General features: G+C 70.0%; 20 protein-coding genes. 10 read left to right on the top strand and 10 right to left on the bottom strand.

Translation table 11 applies throughout. From position 1 onward, the window contains the following. Positions 1-8 precede the first annotated feature (8 nt). Complete coding sequence (locus BN159_RS31340; protein WP_015661042.1) at positions 9-866, top strand: deoxyribonuclease IV; 858 nt, start codon at positions 9-11, stop codon at positions 864-866. A gap of 33 nt (positions 867-899) precedes the next feature. On the opposite strand, the gene BN159_RS31335 is transcribed toward BN159_RS31340, so the two are convergent. Continuing rightward, the gene (locus BN159_RS31335; protein ID WP_015661041.1) at positions 900-1,532 is read right to left on the bottom strand and encodes a sulfite oxidase-like oxidoreductase; all 633 of its coding nucleotides are present in this window, start codon (positions 1,530-1,532) and stop codon (positions 900-902) included. Between the two features lie 186 nt (positions 1,533-1,718). Between BN159_RS31335 and bfr the strand changes: the two genes are divergently transcribed. Both bfr and BN159_RS31325 read left to right on the top strand, forming a co-directional pair. Next, on the top strand, positions 1,719-2,195 hold the full coding sequence (gene bfr, locus BN159_RS31330) for a bacterioferritin (protein ID WP_015661040.1): 477 nt from the start codon (positions 1,719-1,721) through the stop codon (positions 2,193-2,195). A gap of 69 nt (positions 2,196-2,264) precedes the next feature. Beyond that, a complete protein-coding gene (locus BN159_RS31325) occupies positions 2,265-3,161 on the top strand; it encodes an IS982 family transposase (protein WP_015661039.1) in 897 nt (298 codons plus the stop codon). Positions 3,162-3,181: 20 nt separating this feature from the next. On the opposite strand, the gene BN159_RS31320 is transcribed toward BN159_RS31325, so the two are convergent. The 3 genes from BN159_RS31320 to BN159_RS31310 form a co-directional block, all read right to left on the bottom strand. Beyond that, positions 3,182-3,439 carry a (2Fe-2S)-binding protein gene (locus tag BN159_RS31320; RefSeq protein WP_041820080.1) on the bottom strand — a complete coding sequence of 86 codons (258 nt, stop codon included), beginning with the start codon at positions 3,437-3,439 and terminating at the stop codon, positions 3,182-3,184. Positions 3,440-3,584: 145 nt separating this feature from the next. Continuing rightward, the gene (locus tag BN159_RS31315) at positions 3,585-4,937 is read right to left on the bottom strand and encodes a class II 3-deoxy-7-phosphoheptulonate synthase (protein WP_015661037.1); all 1,353 of its coding nucleotides are present in this window, start codon (positions 4,935-4,937) and stop codon (positions 3,585-3,587) included. A 38-nt stretch (positions 4,938-4,975) separates the two neighbouring features. Next, entirely contained in the window at positions 4,976-5,860 is an 885-nt protein-coding gene (locus BN159_RS31310) for a DUF2867 domain-containing protein (RefSeq protein ID WP_015661036.1), read from the bottom strand. Positions 5,861-5,906: 46 nt separating this feature from the next. Here BN159_RS31310 and BN159_RS31305 point away from each other — a divergent pair, with 46 nt between their 5' ends. From BN159_RS31305 to BN159_RS31300, 3 genes are all read left to right on the top strand, one after another. Beyond that, the gene (locus tag BN159_RS31305) at positions 5,907-6,500 is read left to right on the top strand and encodes a TetR/AcrR family transcriptional regulator (RefSeq protein ID WP_015661035.1); all 594 of its coding nucleotides are present in this window, start codon (positions 5,907-5,909) and stop codon (positions 6,498-6,500) included. Between the two features lie 9 nt (positions 6,501-6,509). After that, on the top strand, positions 6,510-6,572 hold the full coding sequence (locus tag BN159_RS47785) for a trp operon leader peptide (protein WP_106435942.1): 63 nt from the start codon (positions 6,510-6,512) through the stop codon (positions 6,570-6,572). A 106-nt stretch (positions 6,573-6,678) separates the two neighbouring features. After that, entirely contained in the window at positions 6,679-8,559 is a 1,881-nt protein-coding gene (locus BN159_RS31300; RefSeq protein ID WP_015661034.1) for a phenazine-specific anthranilate synthase component I, read from the top strand. Here the strand turns inward: BN159_RS31300 and BN159_RS31295 are convergent. The 5 genes from BN159_RS31295 to BN159_RS31275 form a co-directional block, all read right to left on the bottom strand. Continuing rightward, on the bottom strand, positions 8,511-9,506 hold the full coding sequence (locus BN159_RS31295; RefSeq protein WP_041820077.1) for a 2-hydroxyacid dehydrogenase: 996 nt from the start codon (positions 9,504-9,506) through the stop codon (positions 8,511-8,513). The two genes, BN159_RS31300 and BN159_RS31295, sit on opposite strands and share 49 nt — an antisense overlap. Positions 9,507-9,567: 61 nt before the next feature. Next, positions 9,568-10,596 carry a 6-phosphofructokinase gene (locus tag BN159_RS31290; RefSeq protein ID WP_015661032.1) on the bottom strand — a complete coding sequence of 343 codons (1,029 nt, stop codon included), beginning with the start codon at positions 10,594-10,596 and terminating at the stop codon, positions 9,568-9,570. 108 nt (positions 10,597-10,704) lie between these two features. Continuing rightward, positions 10,705-11,388 carry a response regulator gene (locus tag BN159_RS31285; protein WP_015661031.1) on the bottom strand — a complete coding sequence of 228 codons (684 nt, stop codon included), beginning with the start codon at positions 11,386-11,388 and terminating at the stop codon, positions 10,705-10,707. Next, positions 11,385-12,596: a MacS family sensor histidine kinase gene (gene macS / locus BN159_RS31280; protein WP_086016474.1), complete on the bottom strand. Its 1,212-nt coding sequence runs from the start codon at positions 12,594-12,596 to the stop codon at positions 11,385-11,387. Before macS ends, BN159_RS31285 begins: the two co-directional genes overlap by 4 nt. 42 nt (positions 12,597-12,638) lie before the next feature. Beyond that, positions 12,639-13,400: a lysophospholipid acyltransferase family protein gene (locus BN159_RS31275; protein WP_041820072.1), complete on the bottom strand. Its 762-nt coding sequence runs from the start codon at positions 13,398-13,400 to the stop codon at positions 12,639-12,641. Between the two features lie 149 nt (positions 13,401-13,549). Between BN159_RS31275 and BN159_RS31270 the strand changes: the two genes are divergently transcribed. From BN159_RS31270 to BN159_RS31255, 4 genes are all read left to right on the top strand, one after another. Continuing rightward, positions 13,550-14,329, top strand: coding sequence for an alpha/beta hydrolase (locus tag BN159_RS31270; protein WP_015661028.1), 780 nt, complete (start codon positions 13,550-13,552; stop codon positions 14,327-14,329). Further along, positions 14,322-14,876 carry a hypothetical protein gene (locus tag BN159_RS31265; protein ID WP_015661027.1) on the top strand — a complete coding sequence of 185 codons (555 nt, stop codon included), beginning with the start codon at positions 14,322-14,324 and terminating at the stop codon, positions 14,874-14,876. Before BN159_RS31270 ends, BN159_RS31265 begins: the two co-directional genes overlap by 8 nt. A 174-nt stretch (positions 14,877-15,050) precedes the next feature. Continuing rightward, positions 15,051-15,674, top strand: coding sequence for an RNA polymerase sigma factor (locus tag BN159_RS31260; RefSeq protein ID WP_015661026.1), 624 nt, complete (start codon positions 15,051-15,053; stop codon positions 15,672-15,674). Further along, a complete protein-coding gene (locus BN159_RS31255; protein ID WP_015661025.1) occupies positions 15,667-16,704 on the top strand; it encodes a CU044_5270 family protein in 1,038 nt (345 codons plus the stop codon). The genes BN159_RS31260 and BN159_RS31255 overlap by 8 nt, the downstream gene beginning before the upstream one ends. Here the strand turns inward: BN159_RS31255 and BN159_RS31250 are convergent, their stop codons facing one another. Then, positions 16,705-17,424, bottom strand: coding sequence for an endonuclease/exonuclease/phosphatase family protein (locus BN159_RS31250; RefSeq protein ID WP_015661024.1), 720 nt, complete (start codon positions 17,422-17,424; stop codon positions 16,705-16,707). Positions 17,425-17,432: the final 8 nt, after the last annotated feature.

Here is a 17,432-nt window from a genome sequence, read left to right as displayed (position 1 = left end):
CACCACAGATGATCCGCAATCCCGTCGGCGGCCATGTCCCGGTGGCCGGCGGCCTGAACTCGGTCGGTCTGTCCTACGCCCGTGAGCTCAAGGCCGAGACCGTGCAGGTCTTCGTCGCCAATCCGCGCGGGTGGGCCACCCCGGTGGGCAATCCGCGGCAGGACGAGGAGTTCCGCGCGGCCTGCGCGGAGGGGTCGATACCGGCGTACGTCCATGCCCCGTATCTGATCAACTTCGGCTCGCACACCGAGGCGACCGTGGAGCGGTCGGTGGAGTCGCTGCGGCACTCGCTGCGGCGGGGGCGGGAAATCGGCGCGCTGGGCGTGGTCGTGCACACGGGCAGCGCGACCGGAGGCCGGGACCGCTCGGTGGCGCTGAAGCAGGTGCGGGAGCACATGCTGCCGCTGCTGGACGAGCTGACCCAGGACGACGACCCGTTCCTGCTGCTGGAGTCCACCGCGGGCCAGGGCTCCTCGATCTGCTCGCGCACCTGGGACTTCGGGCCCTACTTCGAGGCTCTGGACGCCCATCCCAAGCTGGGCGTCTGCCTGGACACCTGTCACATCTTCGCCGCCGGACACGATCTGACAGGCCCGCACGGCATGCATCAGACCCTGGACCTACTGGTGGACACGGTCGGCGAGGGACGCCTGAAGCTGATCCACGCCAATGACTCCAAGGATGTGGTCGGCGCCCACAAGGACCGGCACGCCAACATTGGCGCCGGACATATCGGCGAGGACCCGTTCCGGGCGCTGATGACCCACCCGGCCACCGAGGGCGTACCGCTGATCATCGAGACGCCCGGCGGCAAGGAAGGGCACGCGGCGGACGTGGAGCGGCTGAAGAGGCTCAGGGACGGCTAGAGCCCAGAGCCCAGAGCCCAGAGCCCACGGAGCCTAGAGCTCAGGGCCGTCCCCCGGCTCCTCCTGGTAGGAGTAGCGCTGTTCCTTCCAGGGGTCGCCGATGTTGTGATAGCCGCGCTCCTCCCAGAAGCCGCGGCGGTCGGCGGTCATGTACTCCACGCCGCGGACCCATTTGGGGCCCTTCCAGGCGTACAGATGGGGCACGACGAGGCGGAGCGGGAAGCCGTGCTCCGCGGTGAGCAGTTCGCCGTCCTTGTGGGTGGCGAAGATGGTGCGCTCTGCGGCGAAGTCCTCCAGGCGCAGATTCGAGCTGAAGCCGTACTCGGCCCACACCATCACATGGGTGACGGCCGGGGCGGGCGGGGCGAGCTCCAGGATGGTCCGGGCGGGGATCCCGCCCCACTCGGCGCCCAGCATGCTGAACTTCGTGACGCAGTGCAGATCGGCCACGACGGAGGTGTACGGCAGGGCCGCGAACTCCTCGTGGTTCCAGCAGTGCTTCTCGCCGTCGGCGGTGGCCCCGAAGACCCTGAACTCCCAGCGCTCGGGACGGAACTTGGGGACCGGCCCGTAGTGGGTGACCGGCCAGCCGCGCTGTAGGCGCTGCCCCGGAGGGAGCTCCGGCTGTGCCGCTCCTCCAGATGCGCTCTCCACCGGCTGACCCATGTATCCATCCTGACAGACCTGAGGCAGTGCCCTTGACCACCCGAGACCAATCCGGGCCAACCGGGCAAATAGCAGTAAGCATGCCCTTACTTACTAAGTGAAGACTTACTGGACGATCTTCGTTGCCGGTGCAAGGATGCGGCGCAACCTGCCAGTTCCCCCGTTCCCCTGGAAGGAGCCTCTGCGATGCAGGGCGACCCCGAGGTCATCGAATTCCTGAACGAGCAGCTCACCGGCGAGCTGACGGCGATCAACCAGTACTGGCTGCACTACCGGATCCAGGACAACAAGGGCTGGACCAAGCTCGCCAAGTACACGCGTGAAGAATCCATCGACGAGATGAAGCACGCGGACAAGATCACCGAACGCATCCTCATGCTGGACGGTCTGCCGAACTACCAGCGGCTGTTCCACGTCCGCGTCGGGCAGACCGTCACCGAGATGTTCCAGGCGGACCGGCAGGTGGAGGTGGAGGCGATCGACCGCCTCAAGCGCGGGATCGAGGTGATGCGCACCAAGGGCGACATCACGTCCGCGAACATCTTCGAGTCGATCCTGGAGGACGAGGAGCACCACATCGACTATCTGGACACCCAGCTGGAGCTCATCGACAAGCTCGGTGAGGCGCTCTACCTCGCCCAGCAGATCGAGCAGCCGAGCTAGAACCAGAGCTAGACGAGTAGTTCCGATTGCGGGGTTCACGGACGCAGGGAGGGTGTCCAACATCGGGTTGTGACGACCGATTTAGACACCCTCTTGACGGCACTGTACGTGCATGTCGATGACCGTTTGAAGACCCCGCGGCGGCGTGGGCGTCCGCCGCGGCTGCCTGATGCCGAGCTGGTGACCCTGGCGGTGGCACAGGCCGTACTGGGCTTCCACTGCGAGGCCCGCTGGCTGCGTTTCGCCCACGCCCACCTGCACGGGATGTTCCCGTATCTGCCGCAGCGGCCGGCCTACAACAAGCGCCTGCGGGCCGCGCTGGGCCTGGTCAAACGGGCCATCCGATCGCTGGCCGCAGACACCGACCTATGGCTGGACGATGTGTGGATCGTGGACTCCACCCCCGTCGAGTGCGCCCGCTCGCGTGAGACCGTCAAACGCTCCGATCTGGCCGGATGGGCCAACTACGGCTACTGCCGCTCCCACTCCCGCTTCTACTGGGGCCTGAAACTGCACCTGGTGTGCACCCCGGCCGGACTGCCCGTCACCTGGGCCCTGGCCGACCCGAAGATCGACGAACGGCAGGTCCTGGCCGCGCTTGTCGACGACGAACCGTATCTGGCCGCCAGCCGGCCAGGCTTGCTGATCCTGGCCGACAAGGGCTACATCGCCGCCGAACTCGACCGCTTCCTCGCCGCTCGCGGCATCAGCCTGCTACGGCCCTCCTACCGCAACCGCGCCACCCCACAGCCCGCGGAAGCCCTGCTCAAGACGGTGCGGCAGCTGATCGAGTCGGTCAACGACACCCTCAAGGGCCAGCTTGATCTCGAACAGCACGGCGGCCGGACCATCGAAGGCGTCGGCGTCCGGGTGGCCCAGCGGATCCTCGCGATGACCTGCGCGATCTGGCACAACCGAACCATCGGCGCACCCATCACCAGGTCACTGACCGCCTACGACCACTGAACCACATCGGAACTACTCATCTAGGCCACGTCCGCCAGATCGTCCGCCCGGTCGGTCGCCAGATCGGTGAGCACCGGCTTGCCCTGCTCGGCCAGCTCACGGCGGGGGCACGCGCCCCGGCCCAGGAGCGCCTGGATACGGCGTACGCACGACCCGCAGTCCGTGCCCGCCTTGCAGGACGACGCAATCTGGCGGGGGGTGCAGGCACCGTCGGCCGCGTGCTCCTTGACCTGCTGCTCGGTGATACCGAAGCAACTGCAGACGTACACGCGGTTCACCTCCCGGACGGGGTCGATGTGCCATCCCCTTGATCGGTGAGGCTAACCTAACCTTACCCGGCTCACAGGAGCCGTAAAAGAGCTGTGGGGCGCGGATCGTATGTGATCCGCGCCCCATGTCACTCTCAGGTAACAGCCGAACCGGCTACTGGTCCCTGTACATCTCCGCGACCAGGAAGGCCAGGTCAAGGGACTGGCTGCGGTTCAGGCGGGGGTCGCAGGCCGTCTCGTAGCGCTGGTGCAGATCGTCGACGAAGATCTCGTCGCCGCCGCCCACGCACTCGGTGACATCGTCACCGGTGAGCTCGACATGGATGCCGCCCGGGTGGGTGCCCAGCGACTTGTGGACCTCGAAGAAGCCCTTGACCTCGTCGAGCACGTCGTCGAAGCGGCGGGTCTTGTGGCCGGAGGCCGCCTCGAAGGTGTTGCCGTGCATCGGGTCGGTCACCCAGGCCACGGTGGCACCGGAGGCGGTGACCTTCTCGATCAGCTCGGGCAGCTTGTCGCGGACCTTGTCGGCGCCCATGCGGACGATGAAGGTCAGCCGGCCCGGCTCGCGCTCCGGGTCCAGGCGCTCGATGTACTGGAGCGCCTCCTCGGCCGTCGTGGTCGGGCCGAGCTTGATGCCGATCGGGTTGCGGATCTTCGAGGCGAACTCGATGTGCGCGCCGTCCAGCTGCCGGGTGCGCTCACCGATCCACACCATGTGCCCGGAGACGTCGTAGAGCCGGCCGGTACGGGAGTCGACCCGGGTCAGGGCCGACTCGTAGTCGAGCAGCAGCGCCTCGTGGGAGGCGTAGAACTCGACCGTCTTGAACTCCTCCGGGTCGGCCCCGCAGGCGTGCATGAAGTTGAGCGCGTTGTCGATCTCGCGGGCGAGCTGCTCGTAGCGCTGGCCGGACGGGGACGACTTCACGAAGTCCTGGTTCCAGGCGTGCACCTGGCGCAGGTCGGCGTAGCCGCCGGTGGTGAAGGCGCGCACCAGGTTGAGCGTGGAGGCGGAGGCGTTGTACATCCGCTTCAGGCGCTCGGGGTCCGGGACGCGGGCGGCCTCGGTGAAGTCGAAGCCGTTGACGGAGTCGCCGCGGTAGGTCGGCAGGGTCACGCCGTCGCGGGTCTCGGTCGGCTTGGAGCGCGGCTTGGAGTACTGGCCGGCGATCCGGCCGACCTTCACGACCGGCACCGAGGCGGCGTACGTGAGCACGGCGCCCATCTGGAGCAGGGTCTTGAGCTTGTTGCGGATGTGGTCGGCGGACACCGCGTCGAATGCCTCGGCGCAGTCGCCGCCCTGGAGGAGGAACGCCTCTCCCTTGGCGACGGCCGCCAACCGGGCGCGCAGCTGATCGCACTCGCCCGCGAAAACGAGCGGCGGATACGACTCGAGGTCCGCAACGACTGCGCGCAGAGCCTCGGTGTCGGGGTACTCGGGCTGCTGCGCCGCGGGCAGGTTTCGCCAGGTGTTGCCAGCGCTTGCGCTGGTCTTAGCGTTCACGGTCACGACGTCAACATTACGGGGTTGTGTCCGTGGTCCATTCCCTAGCTCACCAATTGAGACGCTCGTCCCGCCTGGAGGGCGAGCTTTCGATGGGTGCGGCGGAGCATGAGCCGGGCCATGAACGGGTGGGCGTGGCGGACCACCGACCAGTACAGACGACCGCGGCCGTTGTGGACCCGGACCACTGAGGCGAGGGTGACCGTCCGGCCCGGCTCGTCCACCAGGAGTGAGGCGCGGAAGTCGAGATGTCCGGCGTCCTCGCCCATCAGCAGCTCCTGCGCCGAGCCGTCGACGACCGGGACGCCCCGCAGTACGCCCGCCCAGGCCGCCGGGTCGGTCGTCATCCCGGGGCGCAGCTCCAGGGCGTAGGCGTCGGTGTAGTCGGACTCGGGGAAGGCGGCGTGCAGCAGTGCGGCGTCTTCGGGTACGGCGACGGCCTTCGGGCGGTCCCAGGTGAGCCGCTGGAGCAGGCGGACGTACGGGCCTCGGCGTACCGGGCGGGCGACGGTGCCGGTGGCGGCCAGCTCGGCGTTGTCGAACAGCTCCTCGATGACCGTGCCGTGCACGGCACGCACCGCGAGCAGCCAGCCGAGGCGCTCGCCGAGCGGCTGGTCCTGCTCCAGCAGGTGCCGGATGCGGCAGCGGTCCGGGCCGAGCGGCTCGACGGACAGTTCGTGGAAGCCGGTGCCGGGCGGGTCGAAGGCGAAGCGGACCCGGCGTCCTGGCTCGTACTCGGCGACCGAGTAGCGCACCGGGCCATGGCCTCCGGCGGCACCGACGGACAGGGGCCGGTCGAAGCGGACCGGGGCCCAGGCGGGGCTCGGGAACAGCGGGTCGTCCGGGGCCGCGAGCCGGTCCAGCAGGGCGCCGACCCGCTCGGCGGGCGCGGCGAGGACGCGGTCGTGGACGTTGCGTACAGTGCCCATCGGAGCACCTCCATACGGTGGCGTATGGTCAACCGTACGGTACCGTATGGCCATGGTGCAACGCCCCCCTCGCAAGACCTCCGGCAAGCCCCGGCTGAGCGCCGACGACTGGGCCGATGCCGCGCTCGTCGCGATGGGCGAGGGTGGGCTCGCCGCGGTCGCCGTGGAGCCGCTGGCCGTCCGGCTCGGCACCACCAAGGGCAGCTTCTACTGGCACTTCGCCAATCGGGACGCGCTGATCGCGGCGGCGCTCGAACGCTGGGCCGAGACCCAGACCGAGGCGCTCATCACCGAGTTGGAGACGGAGCCCGACGCGGAGCGGCGGCTGCGGCTGCTGTTCGCCGAGGCGATCGGGTCGGCCGCGGACGATCCGCTGGAGGTCAGACTGCTGGCGACCGCCGAGGACCCGCGTGTCGCGACGGTGCTCGCCCGCGTCACCGAGCGCCGGGTCGCCTACGTCGCACAGCTCTTCGCCGAGGCCGGCTTCTCCGAGGAGGAGGCGCGGCGGCGCGGTCTGCTCGCCTACAGCGTCTATCTGGGCCACGCCCAGCTCGCCCACGCCGTCCCGGCCACGCTCCCCGAGGGCGGGGAACTGACCCGATATCTCGACCGCAATCTGGATCTGCTGCTGATGCGTTAGGGTCGGGGCATGTTCGCGCATTCGACCATGAACCAGAACTGGTGGTGGACCGCTTCTCCGGCGGCCCGCTGACTGCGCGTACTCAAGACTTCGCGAAGGCCGCCCGAGGGGCGGCCTTCGGTGTTTTCCGGCGGCCCGCTCCTCTCACCTCGATCCCCCTGAGAAGGAGCCACGGATCATGAACCTGCTCGGCTTGCTGGACGATCCCCGTCCGTTCGCCCTGTTGCGCCGCCGCACTCCGGGTCACGACCACGACCTGGTCGAGGTCCTCATCGGCCCGGTCACCGACCACGACCGCCTCGCCGACCTCCCCGACGAGGGCCTCGCCCTCGTCCCCTTCCGCCAGATCCGCGAGCGCGGCTTCGACGTCCGCGACGACGGGACGCCACTGACGGTGCTCACCCCCGAGGAGACGTACGCGATCCCGCTCGCCGAGGCCCTGGCCCAGCTCCCCGCCCATGACGTGCGCGTCGAGAACGGCGGCTTCGACGTCGCGGACGAGGAGTACGCGCAGATCGTGGGACGCGTGCTGGACGAGGAGATCGGACGCGGCGAGGGCGCGAACTTCGTGATCCGGCGGACGTACGAGGGGGAGATCCCGGGGTTCGGACGCGCCGATGCCCTGAGTCTCTTCCGGCGGCTGCTGGAGGGTGAGCGGGGCGCGTACTGGACGTTCGTCGTGCACACCGGGGAGCGGACGCTGGTCGGGGCCAGCCCCGAGGTGCACGTGCGGATGTCCGGCGGCACGGTCGTCATGAACCCGATCAGCGGGACGTACCGCTATCCCGCCGAGGGGCCGACGCCCGAGCATCTGCTGGACTTCCTCGCCGACGGCAAGGAGATCGAGGAGCTGTCGATGGTCGTCGACGAGGAGCTCAAGATGATGTGCACGGTCGGCGACATGGGCGGGGTGGTGGTCGGGCCCCGGCTGAAGGAGATGGCCCATCTCGCGCACACCGAGTACGAACTGCGCGGCAAGTCGTCCCTGGACGCGCGCGAGGTGCTGAAGGAGACCCTGTTCGCGGCCACTGTCACGGGCTCGCCCGTGCAGAACGCCTGCCAGGTCATCGAGCGGCACGAGGTCGGTGGGCGCGCGTACTACGCGGGGGCGCTGGCGCTGCTCGGCCGGGACTCCGGTGGGGCCCAGACCCTGGACTCCCCCATCCTCATCCGCACCGCGGACATCTCCTCCGAGGGACACCTGCGCGTCCCGGTCGGCGCGACCCTCGTGCGTGGCTCGGACCCGGCGAGCGAGGTCGCGGAGACCCACGCCAAGGCGGCGGGGGTGCTCGCGGCTTTGGGTGTACGTCCGTCACGGCCGCGTGAGGAGCACGCGCGCGTACGTCTCGCCGACGACCCACGCGTGCGTGCCGCCCTCGACGGGCGCCGCGCGTCCCTCGCCCCCTTCTGGCTGCGGATGCAGGAGCGGTCCGCCGATCTCACCGGGCACGCCCTGGTCGTCGACGGCGAGGACACCTTCACCGCGATGCTCGCCCATGTGCTGCGCTCCAGCGGCCTGGACGTCTCCGTCCGGCGCTACGACGAGCCGGGGCTGCGGGAGGCCGTCCTCGCGCACGAGGGTCCGGTCGTGCTCGGCCCCGGCCCCGGTGACCCGTCCGACACCGCCGACCCCAAGATGCGGTTCCTGCGGGCTCTGACCGCCGAGGTGATCCGGGGCCATCGGCACGGCGTGCTCGGCGTCTGCCTCGGGCACGAGCTGATCGCCGCCGAGCTGGGCCTGGAGATCGCCCGCAAGGAGGTGCCGTACCAGGGCGCCCAGACGGAGGTCGACCTGTTCGGGCGCCCGGAGACCGTCGGCTTCTACAACAGCTTCGTGGCCCGCTGCGACGACGACACGGCCGGGGAGCTGGCCGCGCACGGCGTGCAGGTCAGCCGCAGTACGGCGTACGAGGTGCACGCGCTGAAGGGGCCCGGCTTCGCGGGCGTGCAGTTCCACCCCGAGTCGGTGCTGACGCTCGACGGCGCCGCGATCGTCCGGGAGCTGGTGGGTCAGCTCCGGGGCACCAGCACGTTCTCCGAGCGGCGGCCCGCCTTGTAGTCCAGGACGTTGCGCACCGTGGCGTCGACGATCTGGCCGACGGCGTCCTCGGTGTAGTACGCCTGGTGAGAGGTGACCAGGACGTTCGGGAAGGTGACCAGGCGGGCCAGGGTGTCGTCCGCGATCGCCTCCAGGGACTTGTCGAGGAAGAACAGGCCCGCCTCCGCCTCGTACACGTCGAGGCCGACGCCCGTGAAGCGGCCGGCGCGCAGTTCGGTGACGAGGGCCGCGGTGTCGATCAGGCCGCCGCGGCTGGAGTTCACCAGGATCGCGTCGTCCCGCATCGTCTTCAGGGCGTCGGCATCGATCAGGCGCTGGGTGGCGGGCATGAGCGGGACATGCAGGCTGACCAGGTCGGACTCGGCGAGGAGCTGCTCCTTGGGTACGTAGCTCATGCCGAGTTCGAGGCAGGCCGGATTCTCGGCGATGTCCCAGCCGAGCAGCTTCATGCCGAAGCCGTGGGCGATTCGGGCGAACGCCTCGCCGATCTTCCCGGTGCCGAGGACGCCCGCGGTGCGGCCGTGCAGGTCGCGGCCCATCAGCCCGTCGAGCCGGAAGTCGAAGTCCCGGGTGCGGATGGAGGCGCGCACGACACGGCGGTTGACCGCCATGGCGAGGGTCCAGGCGAACTCGGCGACGGAGTACGGCGAGTAGTACGACACCCGGGCGACGGTCATGGCGAGGCGCTCGGCGACCTTGAGGTCGATGTTGTTGAAGCCGGTGGAGCGCTGGGCGACCATCTGGGTGCCGCCGGCCGCGAGGGTCTGGAGGACGCGGTTGTCGAGGTCGCAGTTGACGCTGGTGCAGATGACCTCGTAGCCGGCCGCGATGGGGGCGGTGTCCTGGTTGAGGAACACGTCCAGGCAGCGGATCTCGTGGTGTCCGGCGAAGGCCCGCTCGATCAGGGGCTTCTCGTCGGCCTGGACACCGAAGGCAAGGATCTCCAAGGCTGCTCCCGTCAGCTCGGCCATGGGCCGAATATACGGCCCATGGCCGAGCGCCGCCGGGTCAGCCGAAGAAGACCCCGACCTCCTCGTAGAGCGCCGGATCCACCGTCTTCAGCCTGGCCGTGGCCTCCGCGATCGGGACGCGGACGATGTCCGTGCCGCGCAGGGCGACCATCTTGCCGAAGTCGCCGTCGCGGACCGCCTCGATGGCGTGCAGGCCGAAGCGGGTGGCGAGCCAGCGGTCGAAGGCGCTGGGCGTGCCGCCGCGCTGGACATGGCCGAGAACCGTCGTCCGGGCCTCCTTGCCGGTGCGCTTCTCGATCTCCTTGGCCAGCCACTCGCCGACGCCCGACAGGCGCACATGCCCGAAGGAGTCCAGCGACTCGTCCTTGAGGACCATGTCGCCGTCCTGGGGCATGGCGCCCTCGGCGACGACCACGATGGGCGCGTACGACGCCTTGAAGCGGGAGGTGACCCACCCGCAGACCTTCTCGACGTCGAAGCGCTGCTCGGGGATGAGGATGACGTTGGCGCCGCCCGCGAGGCCGGAGTGGATGGCGATCCAGCCTGCGTGACGGCCCATCACCTCCACGACGAGAACCCGCATATGGGACTCGGCGGTGGTGTGCAGCCGGTCGATGGCCTCGGTGGCGATGCCGACGGCCGTGTCGAAGCCGAAGGTGTAGTCGGTGGCGGACAGGTCGTTGTCGATGGTCTTGGGGACGCCGACGCAGGGCACGCCGTACTCGTCCGACAGTCGCGCGGCCACCCCGAGGGTGTCCTCGCCGCCGATCGTGATGAGCGCGTCGACCTCCTGCTTGGCCAGGTTCTCCTTGATCCGCCGGATACCGTCCTCCTGCTTGAGGGGGTTGGTGCGCGAGGAGCCGAGGATGGTGCCGCCGCGCGGCAGGATGCCGCGTACGGCGGGGATGTCGAGCCGTACGGTGTCGCCGTCGAGCGGACCGCGCCAGCCGTCCCGGAAGCCGGTGAAGTCGTACCCGTACTCCTGAACGCCCTTGCGGACGATGGCCCGGATGACGGCGTTGAGTCCGGGGCAGTCGCCGCCTCCGGTCAGTACTCCGACCCGCATGGAATTGTCCCTTCGCCGCGGTTGCCTGGTGAGGCCACGCTAATAGTGATCCAGGTCACTCAGGGATGGGTCGGTGAGGCAATTCCGGTGAATCATGGGGCGGTTGGTTTACTCGTCGTCAAGTCCGCGCTCTATGGCGTACCGGACGAGTTCCACACGGTTGTGCAGCTGGAGCTTGCCGAGGGTGTTCTGGACGTGGTTCTGCACGGTGCGGTGGGAGATGACGAGGCGTTCGGCGATCTGCTTGTAGCTCAGGCCCTTGGCGACAAGACGCAGTACCTCGGTCTCCCGGTCGGTGAGCTGCGGGGCGCCCGGCTGGTCGGCGTCCCGGTCGGCGGGCGCGGGCTCGGAGGCGAGCCGCCGGTACTCGCCGAGGACGAGTCCGGCCAGGCCCGGGGTGAACACCGGATCGCCGACGGCGGTACGGCGGACCGCGTCCAGCAGATCCTCCGTGGACGCCGACTTCAGCAGGTAGCCGGTGGCGCCGGACTTCACGGCCTCCAGGACGTCGGCGTGCTCACCGCTGGCGGACAGGACGAGGACGCGCAGGGCCGGGTTGTGGCCGACGAGTTCCTTGCAGACCTGGACGCCCGGCTTGGCGGGCAGGTTGAGGTCGAGGACCAGGACGTCCGGGCCCGCGGCCTTGGCGCGGCGCACGGCCTGCTCGCCGTCGCCCGCGGTGGCGACCACCTCGAACCCGGACTCGGCCAGGTCCCGGGCGACCGCGTCACGCCACATGGGGTGGTCGTCGACCACCATGACCTTGATCGGGCCGGTCTGCTGCTCGCTCATCGCGTCCCCCGGGACATCTGCTTCGGTACTTTCAGTTCGACTTCCGTGCCCTGCCCGGGCACCGAGATCAGCTCCGCGCTGCCCCCGATGTCCCGCAGCCGGCCCCGGATCGACAGGGCGACCCCGAGCCGCCCCTCGCCCTCGGCCTGCGCGAGCCGCCCCTCGGGGATGCCGGGTCCGTCGTCCCGGACGGTGACGATGACCGCGTCGGGCTCGTCCTCCACCAGGATCCACGCGCGTGCCTGCTCGCCCGCGTGCTTGCGCACATTGTCCAGGGCGGCCCCGACGGCCGCGGCCAGCTCCCGCGCGGCGGCCGGGGGCAGTACGACGGGCGCCCCGGGCTCGGCGAGGTTCACCCGGGAGCCGGCGTAGGGCGCGAGCAGTCCCCGCAGATCGAGCGGCCCGTCGTCGTCCGTCTCCTCGTCCACGGCCCGGACGAGCGCCCCCTCGGCCGCGTCCTCGGAGACCCGCGAGACCGGGGTCAGGCCGCCGGAGACCAGGGTGCGCAGCGCCACTTCCTGCTCGCCCGCCAGCCGGCCCAGTTCGGCCGCCTCACCGCCGATGACGGCACCGCGCCGCTGCACCATCGCCAGCACCTGGAGCACGCTGTCGTGGATGTCCCGGGCGAGCCGCTCGCGCTCCCTGGTCGCGGCCTCGATCTCCAGGGCCCGGGCGAGGGTGCGCTCGGAGGCGCGGGCCACCTCGACGACGTAGCCGATGGCGATGGAGGCGACCCAGACGAGGATCACCGCATGGACGGTGTCCCGGGTCGGGGAGCCGCGGTGGACCAGGTTGGCGACGGCGACCAGCGTGGAGGCGAAGGCCGCCCACCGCCAGCCGCCCTTGATGGCGAAGGCCAGCACCGAACCGGCCGTCCATATCGACGGCAGCGTCGGACTGCCCGACTCGATGTGCGCGGTGGAGTCGGCGAACCGGGTGAGCAGGATGCCGACGAGCGCGAGGGTGAGATCGGCGGCGAGGAAGCGCCGGGTGCAGGCGGCGGCGTTCGCGACCTTGGGCAGGGTGGCGAACGTCCACACGGTCAGTACGGCGAAGTAGGCGATGGCGGCCCAGGGGCGGGCGAACTCGTCGTAGGCGCTGATGAACAGGCCTATCGCGTACAGCAGGGTGAGGATCCGGTACCCCCTGAGCGCACGCCACAGCGGCTGCTCGACCGACATCCGCAGGACTTTCTCGCGCTTGGCCAACTCCCCCACCCCCCCGAACCCGACTGCCGCCGCCAGGACCCTCTAGGACTCGGACTTCTCTTTGTCCGCCTGGTCCTGCTCGGCCTTGGCGAGAGCGGCCTTGGCCGCCTTCTCCGCTTCCTTCTCGGCCTTCGCCGCCTCCGCGATCTGCCGCTTGGCGGCGGTCGCGTACATGTCGACGTACTCCTGGCCGGAGAGCTGCATGATCTCGTACATGACCTCGTCGGTCAGCGCGCGCAGGACGAAGCGGTCGTGCTCCATGCCCTGGTAGCGGCCGAAGTCGAGGGGCTTGCCGATCCGGATGCCCGGGCGCATCAGCTTGGGCATGACCTTGCCCGGCGGCTGGATCTTCTCGGTGTCGATCATGGCGACCGGGATGACCGGCGCCCCGCTGGCGAGCGCCACGCGCGCGAGGCCGCCGGGCTTGCCCCGGTAGAGCCGGCCGTCGGGCGAGCGGGTGCCCTCCGGGTAGATGCCGAACAGCTCGCCGCGCTCCAGGACCTCGATGCCGCTCTTGATGGCGGCCTCGCCCGCGCCGCGCGCGCCGGAGCGGTCCACGGGGAGCTGGCCGACGCCCTTGAAGAACGCGGCCGTCAGCCGCCCCTTGACGCCGGGGGTGGTGAAGTACTCCGCCTTCGCGATGAAGGTGACCTTGCGGTCGAGGACCGCGGGGAGGAAGAACGAGTCCGAGAACGAGAGGTGGTTGCTCGCCAGGATGGCGGGGCCCTCGGCGGGAATGTTCTCCAGGCCTTCCACCCAGGGCCTGAAGGCGAGCTTCAGCGGCCCCCCGATGGATACCTTCATCGCGCCGTACAACAACCGAGTGCCTCCTGTGTCTGTGGATCAGACCTTAACCCGGAGCGCCGTCAAAGACCCCGACGACCCTGGTCGGTGTCAGTGCGGTCGCGTACGGTGAAGTACCTGCAACCGACCTCATGAACAGGAGACCGAAGGTGCCGGTCCTTCCTGGAGCCGAGCCGTACCGCCATGAGGGCGGGGAGATCTCCGTACTCCTCTGCCACGGCTTCACCGGTTCCCCGCAGTCGCTGCGCCCCTGGGCGGAGTATCTCGCCGCACGCGGTCTGACCGTCTCGCTGCCGCTGCTGCCCGGGCACGGCACCCGCTGGGAGGATCTCCAGCTCACCGGCTGGCAGGACTGGTACGCGGAGGTGGACCGCGAGCTGCGCGCCCTGCGGGAGCGCTCCACCCACCTCTTCGTGGCCGGTCTGTCCATGGGCGGTGCCCTGGCGCTCCGGCTGGCGGCGAAGCACGGCGACGCGGTGGACGGCGTGGTGGTCGTCAACCCCGCGAACAAGGTGCACGGCCTGGCCGCGCACGCCCTTCCGGTGGCCAGGCACCTCGTGCGGACGACGAAGGGCATCGCCAGCGACATCGCCAAGGAGGGCAGCGACGAGGTCGGCTACGACCGGGTGCCGCTGCACGCCGCGCACTCCCTGCGGAACTTCTTCCGCCGGGTCGACGGCGAGCTGCCGCAGGTCACGCAGCCGCTGCTGCTTCTGCACAGCACTCAGGACCATGTGGTGCCGCCCGCCGACTCGGCCCGGGTGCTCAGCCGGGTGTCGTCGACGGACGTGACGGAGATCGTGCTGGAACAGAGCTACCACGTGGCGACGTTGGACCATGATGCGGAGCGGATCTTCGCGGAGAGCCACGCCTTCATGAGCCGGCTCGCACCCAGTCTCGGCAAGGAAGGGACGGCCGTAGGTGGCTGAGCACGACTCCGACCGTGAGGATCGCGAGCCGGACGACCAAGGAGCCCGTTTCGACGAGGACGCCGCCTGGGAGGCCATCGTCGCCGGGTACGGCGACGAGCCGCCGGACCCGCCGGGCGCCAAGCCGTTCAAGTCCGTCGAGGACCTGGCGCTGCTGGAACCGGAGACCAACGACGAGGAGCCGGAGGAGAAGCAGCCCGCGGCCCCCCTCGGCGGCTCGGTCACCTTCGCGCCCGGCGTCGGCCCGCGCGACTACACCGCGCCGGAGCCCTCGGACGACGACCTCGACGAGGACGACGAGGGTCACTTCGTCCCGCCGGAGCCGCCGCCGCTGCCCGCGGCGGACACCACGGCGAAGTTCGCGTGGCTGGCGGTGCTCGGCGGCCCGATACTGCTGCTGCTCGCGGTGCTGCTCAACTGGGACATGACCTGGTGGCTGACGACGATCGGCATCGGCGGCTTCCTGGGCGGCTTCGCCACGCTGGTGATGCGGATGCGCACGGATGACGAGGACGACGGGGACCCGGGGCGCGGCGCGGTCGTCTGACAGACACAGATACGGGTGAGGGCCCGTCCGGACCAGCTCCGGGCGGGCCCTTTCGTGTCCGCGCGAAAGGGCCCGCGAAAAACGGAACTCGATCCCGCCGATCGGCGAAGGACAGGTGAACAACCCGAACAAGCCCAAGCCTTCGAGGCGTTCAGACGGACGAAAGGAGCCCCGATGACCGTCGCACCACCGGGCGTCGGCACCCGCGACGAGGATCGCGAGGAGAGTGATGCCCGCGTGATCGCACGGTCCCGGGACGAGCCCGAGCAGTTCGCCGTGCTCTACGACCGGTACGCCGACGCCGTGCACCGTTACGCGGCCCGGCGGCTCGGTCCCGAGGCGGCGGAGGATCTGACGGCGGAGACCTTCATCACCGCCTTTCAGCGGCGCCACACCTACGACCTGGGACGGGACGACGCCCGCCCGTGGCTGTTCGGTATCGCGACCAACCTCGTGAGCCGGCACCGCCGGGCCGAGGCGCGCCGGTTCAAGGCGCTGGCGCGGATACCGGAGCCGGTCGAGCACGACGAACCGGTCGCGGACCGGGCGGTTTCCAGGGCCGGTGCCACGGGGGTGCGCCGGGAACTGGCAGCAGCGCTGGCCGGGCTGTCCGCCCGGCACCGCGATGTCGTGCTGCTGGTGGCCTGGGCCGGCCTCGACTACGAGGAGGCGGCCCAGGCCCTCGGCGTGCCCGTCGGCACGGTCAGATCCCGGCTGCACCGGGCTCGCAGCAGATTGCGCGAAGCACTGGGCGGATCCGATCCGACAGCTTTCCGAGAGGCAGACGCCCATGCGTGACACGGACCACCCGCAGGAACTGCGGGAATTGAGGGCACTGAGGGACTTCGACACCGGAGTGCCCCCGCTCGACGACCAGACCAGGCGCCGGATGCGAGCCCGCCTGCACCAGTCGATGAACGACCCGACTCCGGTCGTGCGGCACCGGCGGCCCGTCCTGCGCATCGCGCTGACCGGGGTGCTCACCGCCGCGGTCGTCGCCGGGGTGCTGGTCGCCGTACGGCACGACGACGGCACCGCCCGGGGCGGTACGGCGAAGCCGTCGGCGCCGCGGTCGGCGGCCACGCCCGCCCTGGAGAACGTGAGCGCGCAGACGGTCCTGAACGGGGCCGCCGCCTACCAGCGCGAGCACGAGGAGGCGGTCACCCCGCGTGACGACCAGTTCATCTACACCAAGGAGATCATCAAGGAGACCGAGCAGAAGACGGGCACCACGAAGAGCTACGTCGACGAGAACTGGCGCTCGGTGGACGGTTCGCAGGCGTCCTGGATCATGGAGATCGGCAAGGGCTGGTGGTCGCAGCCGCTCAAGGAGAACGAGAGCGTGTGGCCGCCGCAGGACTGGGGCTCGCTGGAGAAGCTGCCGACCGACCCTGAGGAGCTGATTCTCGAGATCGGGCGCCATGGGCTCCCGGGCGGGAAGTCCGACTCGCTGGACGACATCAGCGACGAGGGGTGGTCGCAGATCCACTTCAGCCTCGCCGGACTGCTCAAGCTGGTGCCGGTGATGCCGGAGGGGCTGCGCCCGGCGGCGTACGAGGCGCTCGGCATGGTGCCCGGGGTGAAGGTCGTCCCGAACCAGCAGGACGCCAAGGGGCGCACCGGCGTGGCCATCACCTACGACGACCCGACGCTCCCGGAGGGGACGACGGGCTTCGGTGGCTACTTCATCTTCGATCCGAGGACGTACGAATTCCTCGGCTTCCGTGACACGCGCACCTCGGGGGACGGCGCGGCGATGAAGACGTACACCCAGCTCTCGTACCTCGACAGCTGGGCCGTCGTCGACAAGGCGAAGCAGCGGCCGTAGCTAGGCCGTGGGGATTCTGAGGGTGGCCAGGACCGGGAGGTGGTCCGTGGCCGCCCTCAGGTCTGTGTCCGTGACGCCGGGGAGGTCGAGCGGGACCCCGCAGCCGAGTACCTCGATGCCCTTGGTGGCGAAGATCGCGTCGATACGGCCGTGGGGCTCGGTCCGCGTCCAGGTGTGCTCGCCGCCGTCGGGGGCCGTGGCCCAGCAGTCCTGGAGGGTGCCGGACAGGCGGGTGAAGGTGCGGCCGCCGGGGCGTTCGTTCAGGTCCCCGCCCGCGACCACATGGTCCACGCCCATTCCGGCCAGGCGGTCCAGGAGCATCCCGGCCTGCTCGTAGCGTTCGTCCTTGTGGAGGCTGAGGTGACAGCTCAGCACGCCCAGCCGGGCGCCGCCGAGTCGGACCACGGCGGTGGCGAAACCGCGGCGGTGTTGGCCCGGGGTGAGCGGGAGCAGGACGTCCTCGGTGCGCTCGACCGTGGTGCGCAGGTCGCAGAGGATCGCCGGGCCCGCGGCGGTGGCTCCGCCGGTGAGGATGACGAGGTCGGATGCCTTGGCGAGGCGGGCCAGTTTCTTGCGCCAGCGGAAGAAGCGGGGGGCTTCTTGGATCAGGACGAGGTCCGGTGCGCTGGCTTTGATCACCTTGGCCAGGGCCGCGGTGTCGTCTCTCATCGAGCGGATGTTGTAGCTCAGGACTCGGACGAGGGCTGAACCGTCAGACATGCGGATCA

It is taken from the genome of Streptomyces davaonensis JCM 4913 (genome assembly GCF_000349325.1).
GTDB classification, from domain to species: Bacteria; Actinomycetota; Actinomycetes; order Streptomycetales; family Streptomycetaceae; genus Streptomyces; species Streptomyces davaonensis.
Note: the sequence above shows the minus strand (reverse complement) of the source record. Positions and strands in the feature narration are given on the sequence as shown.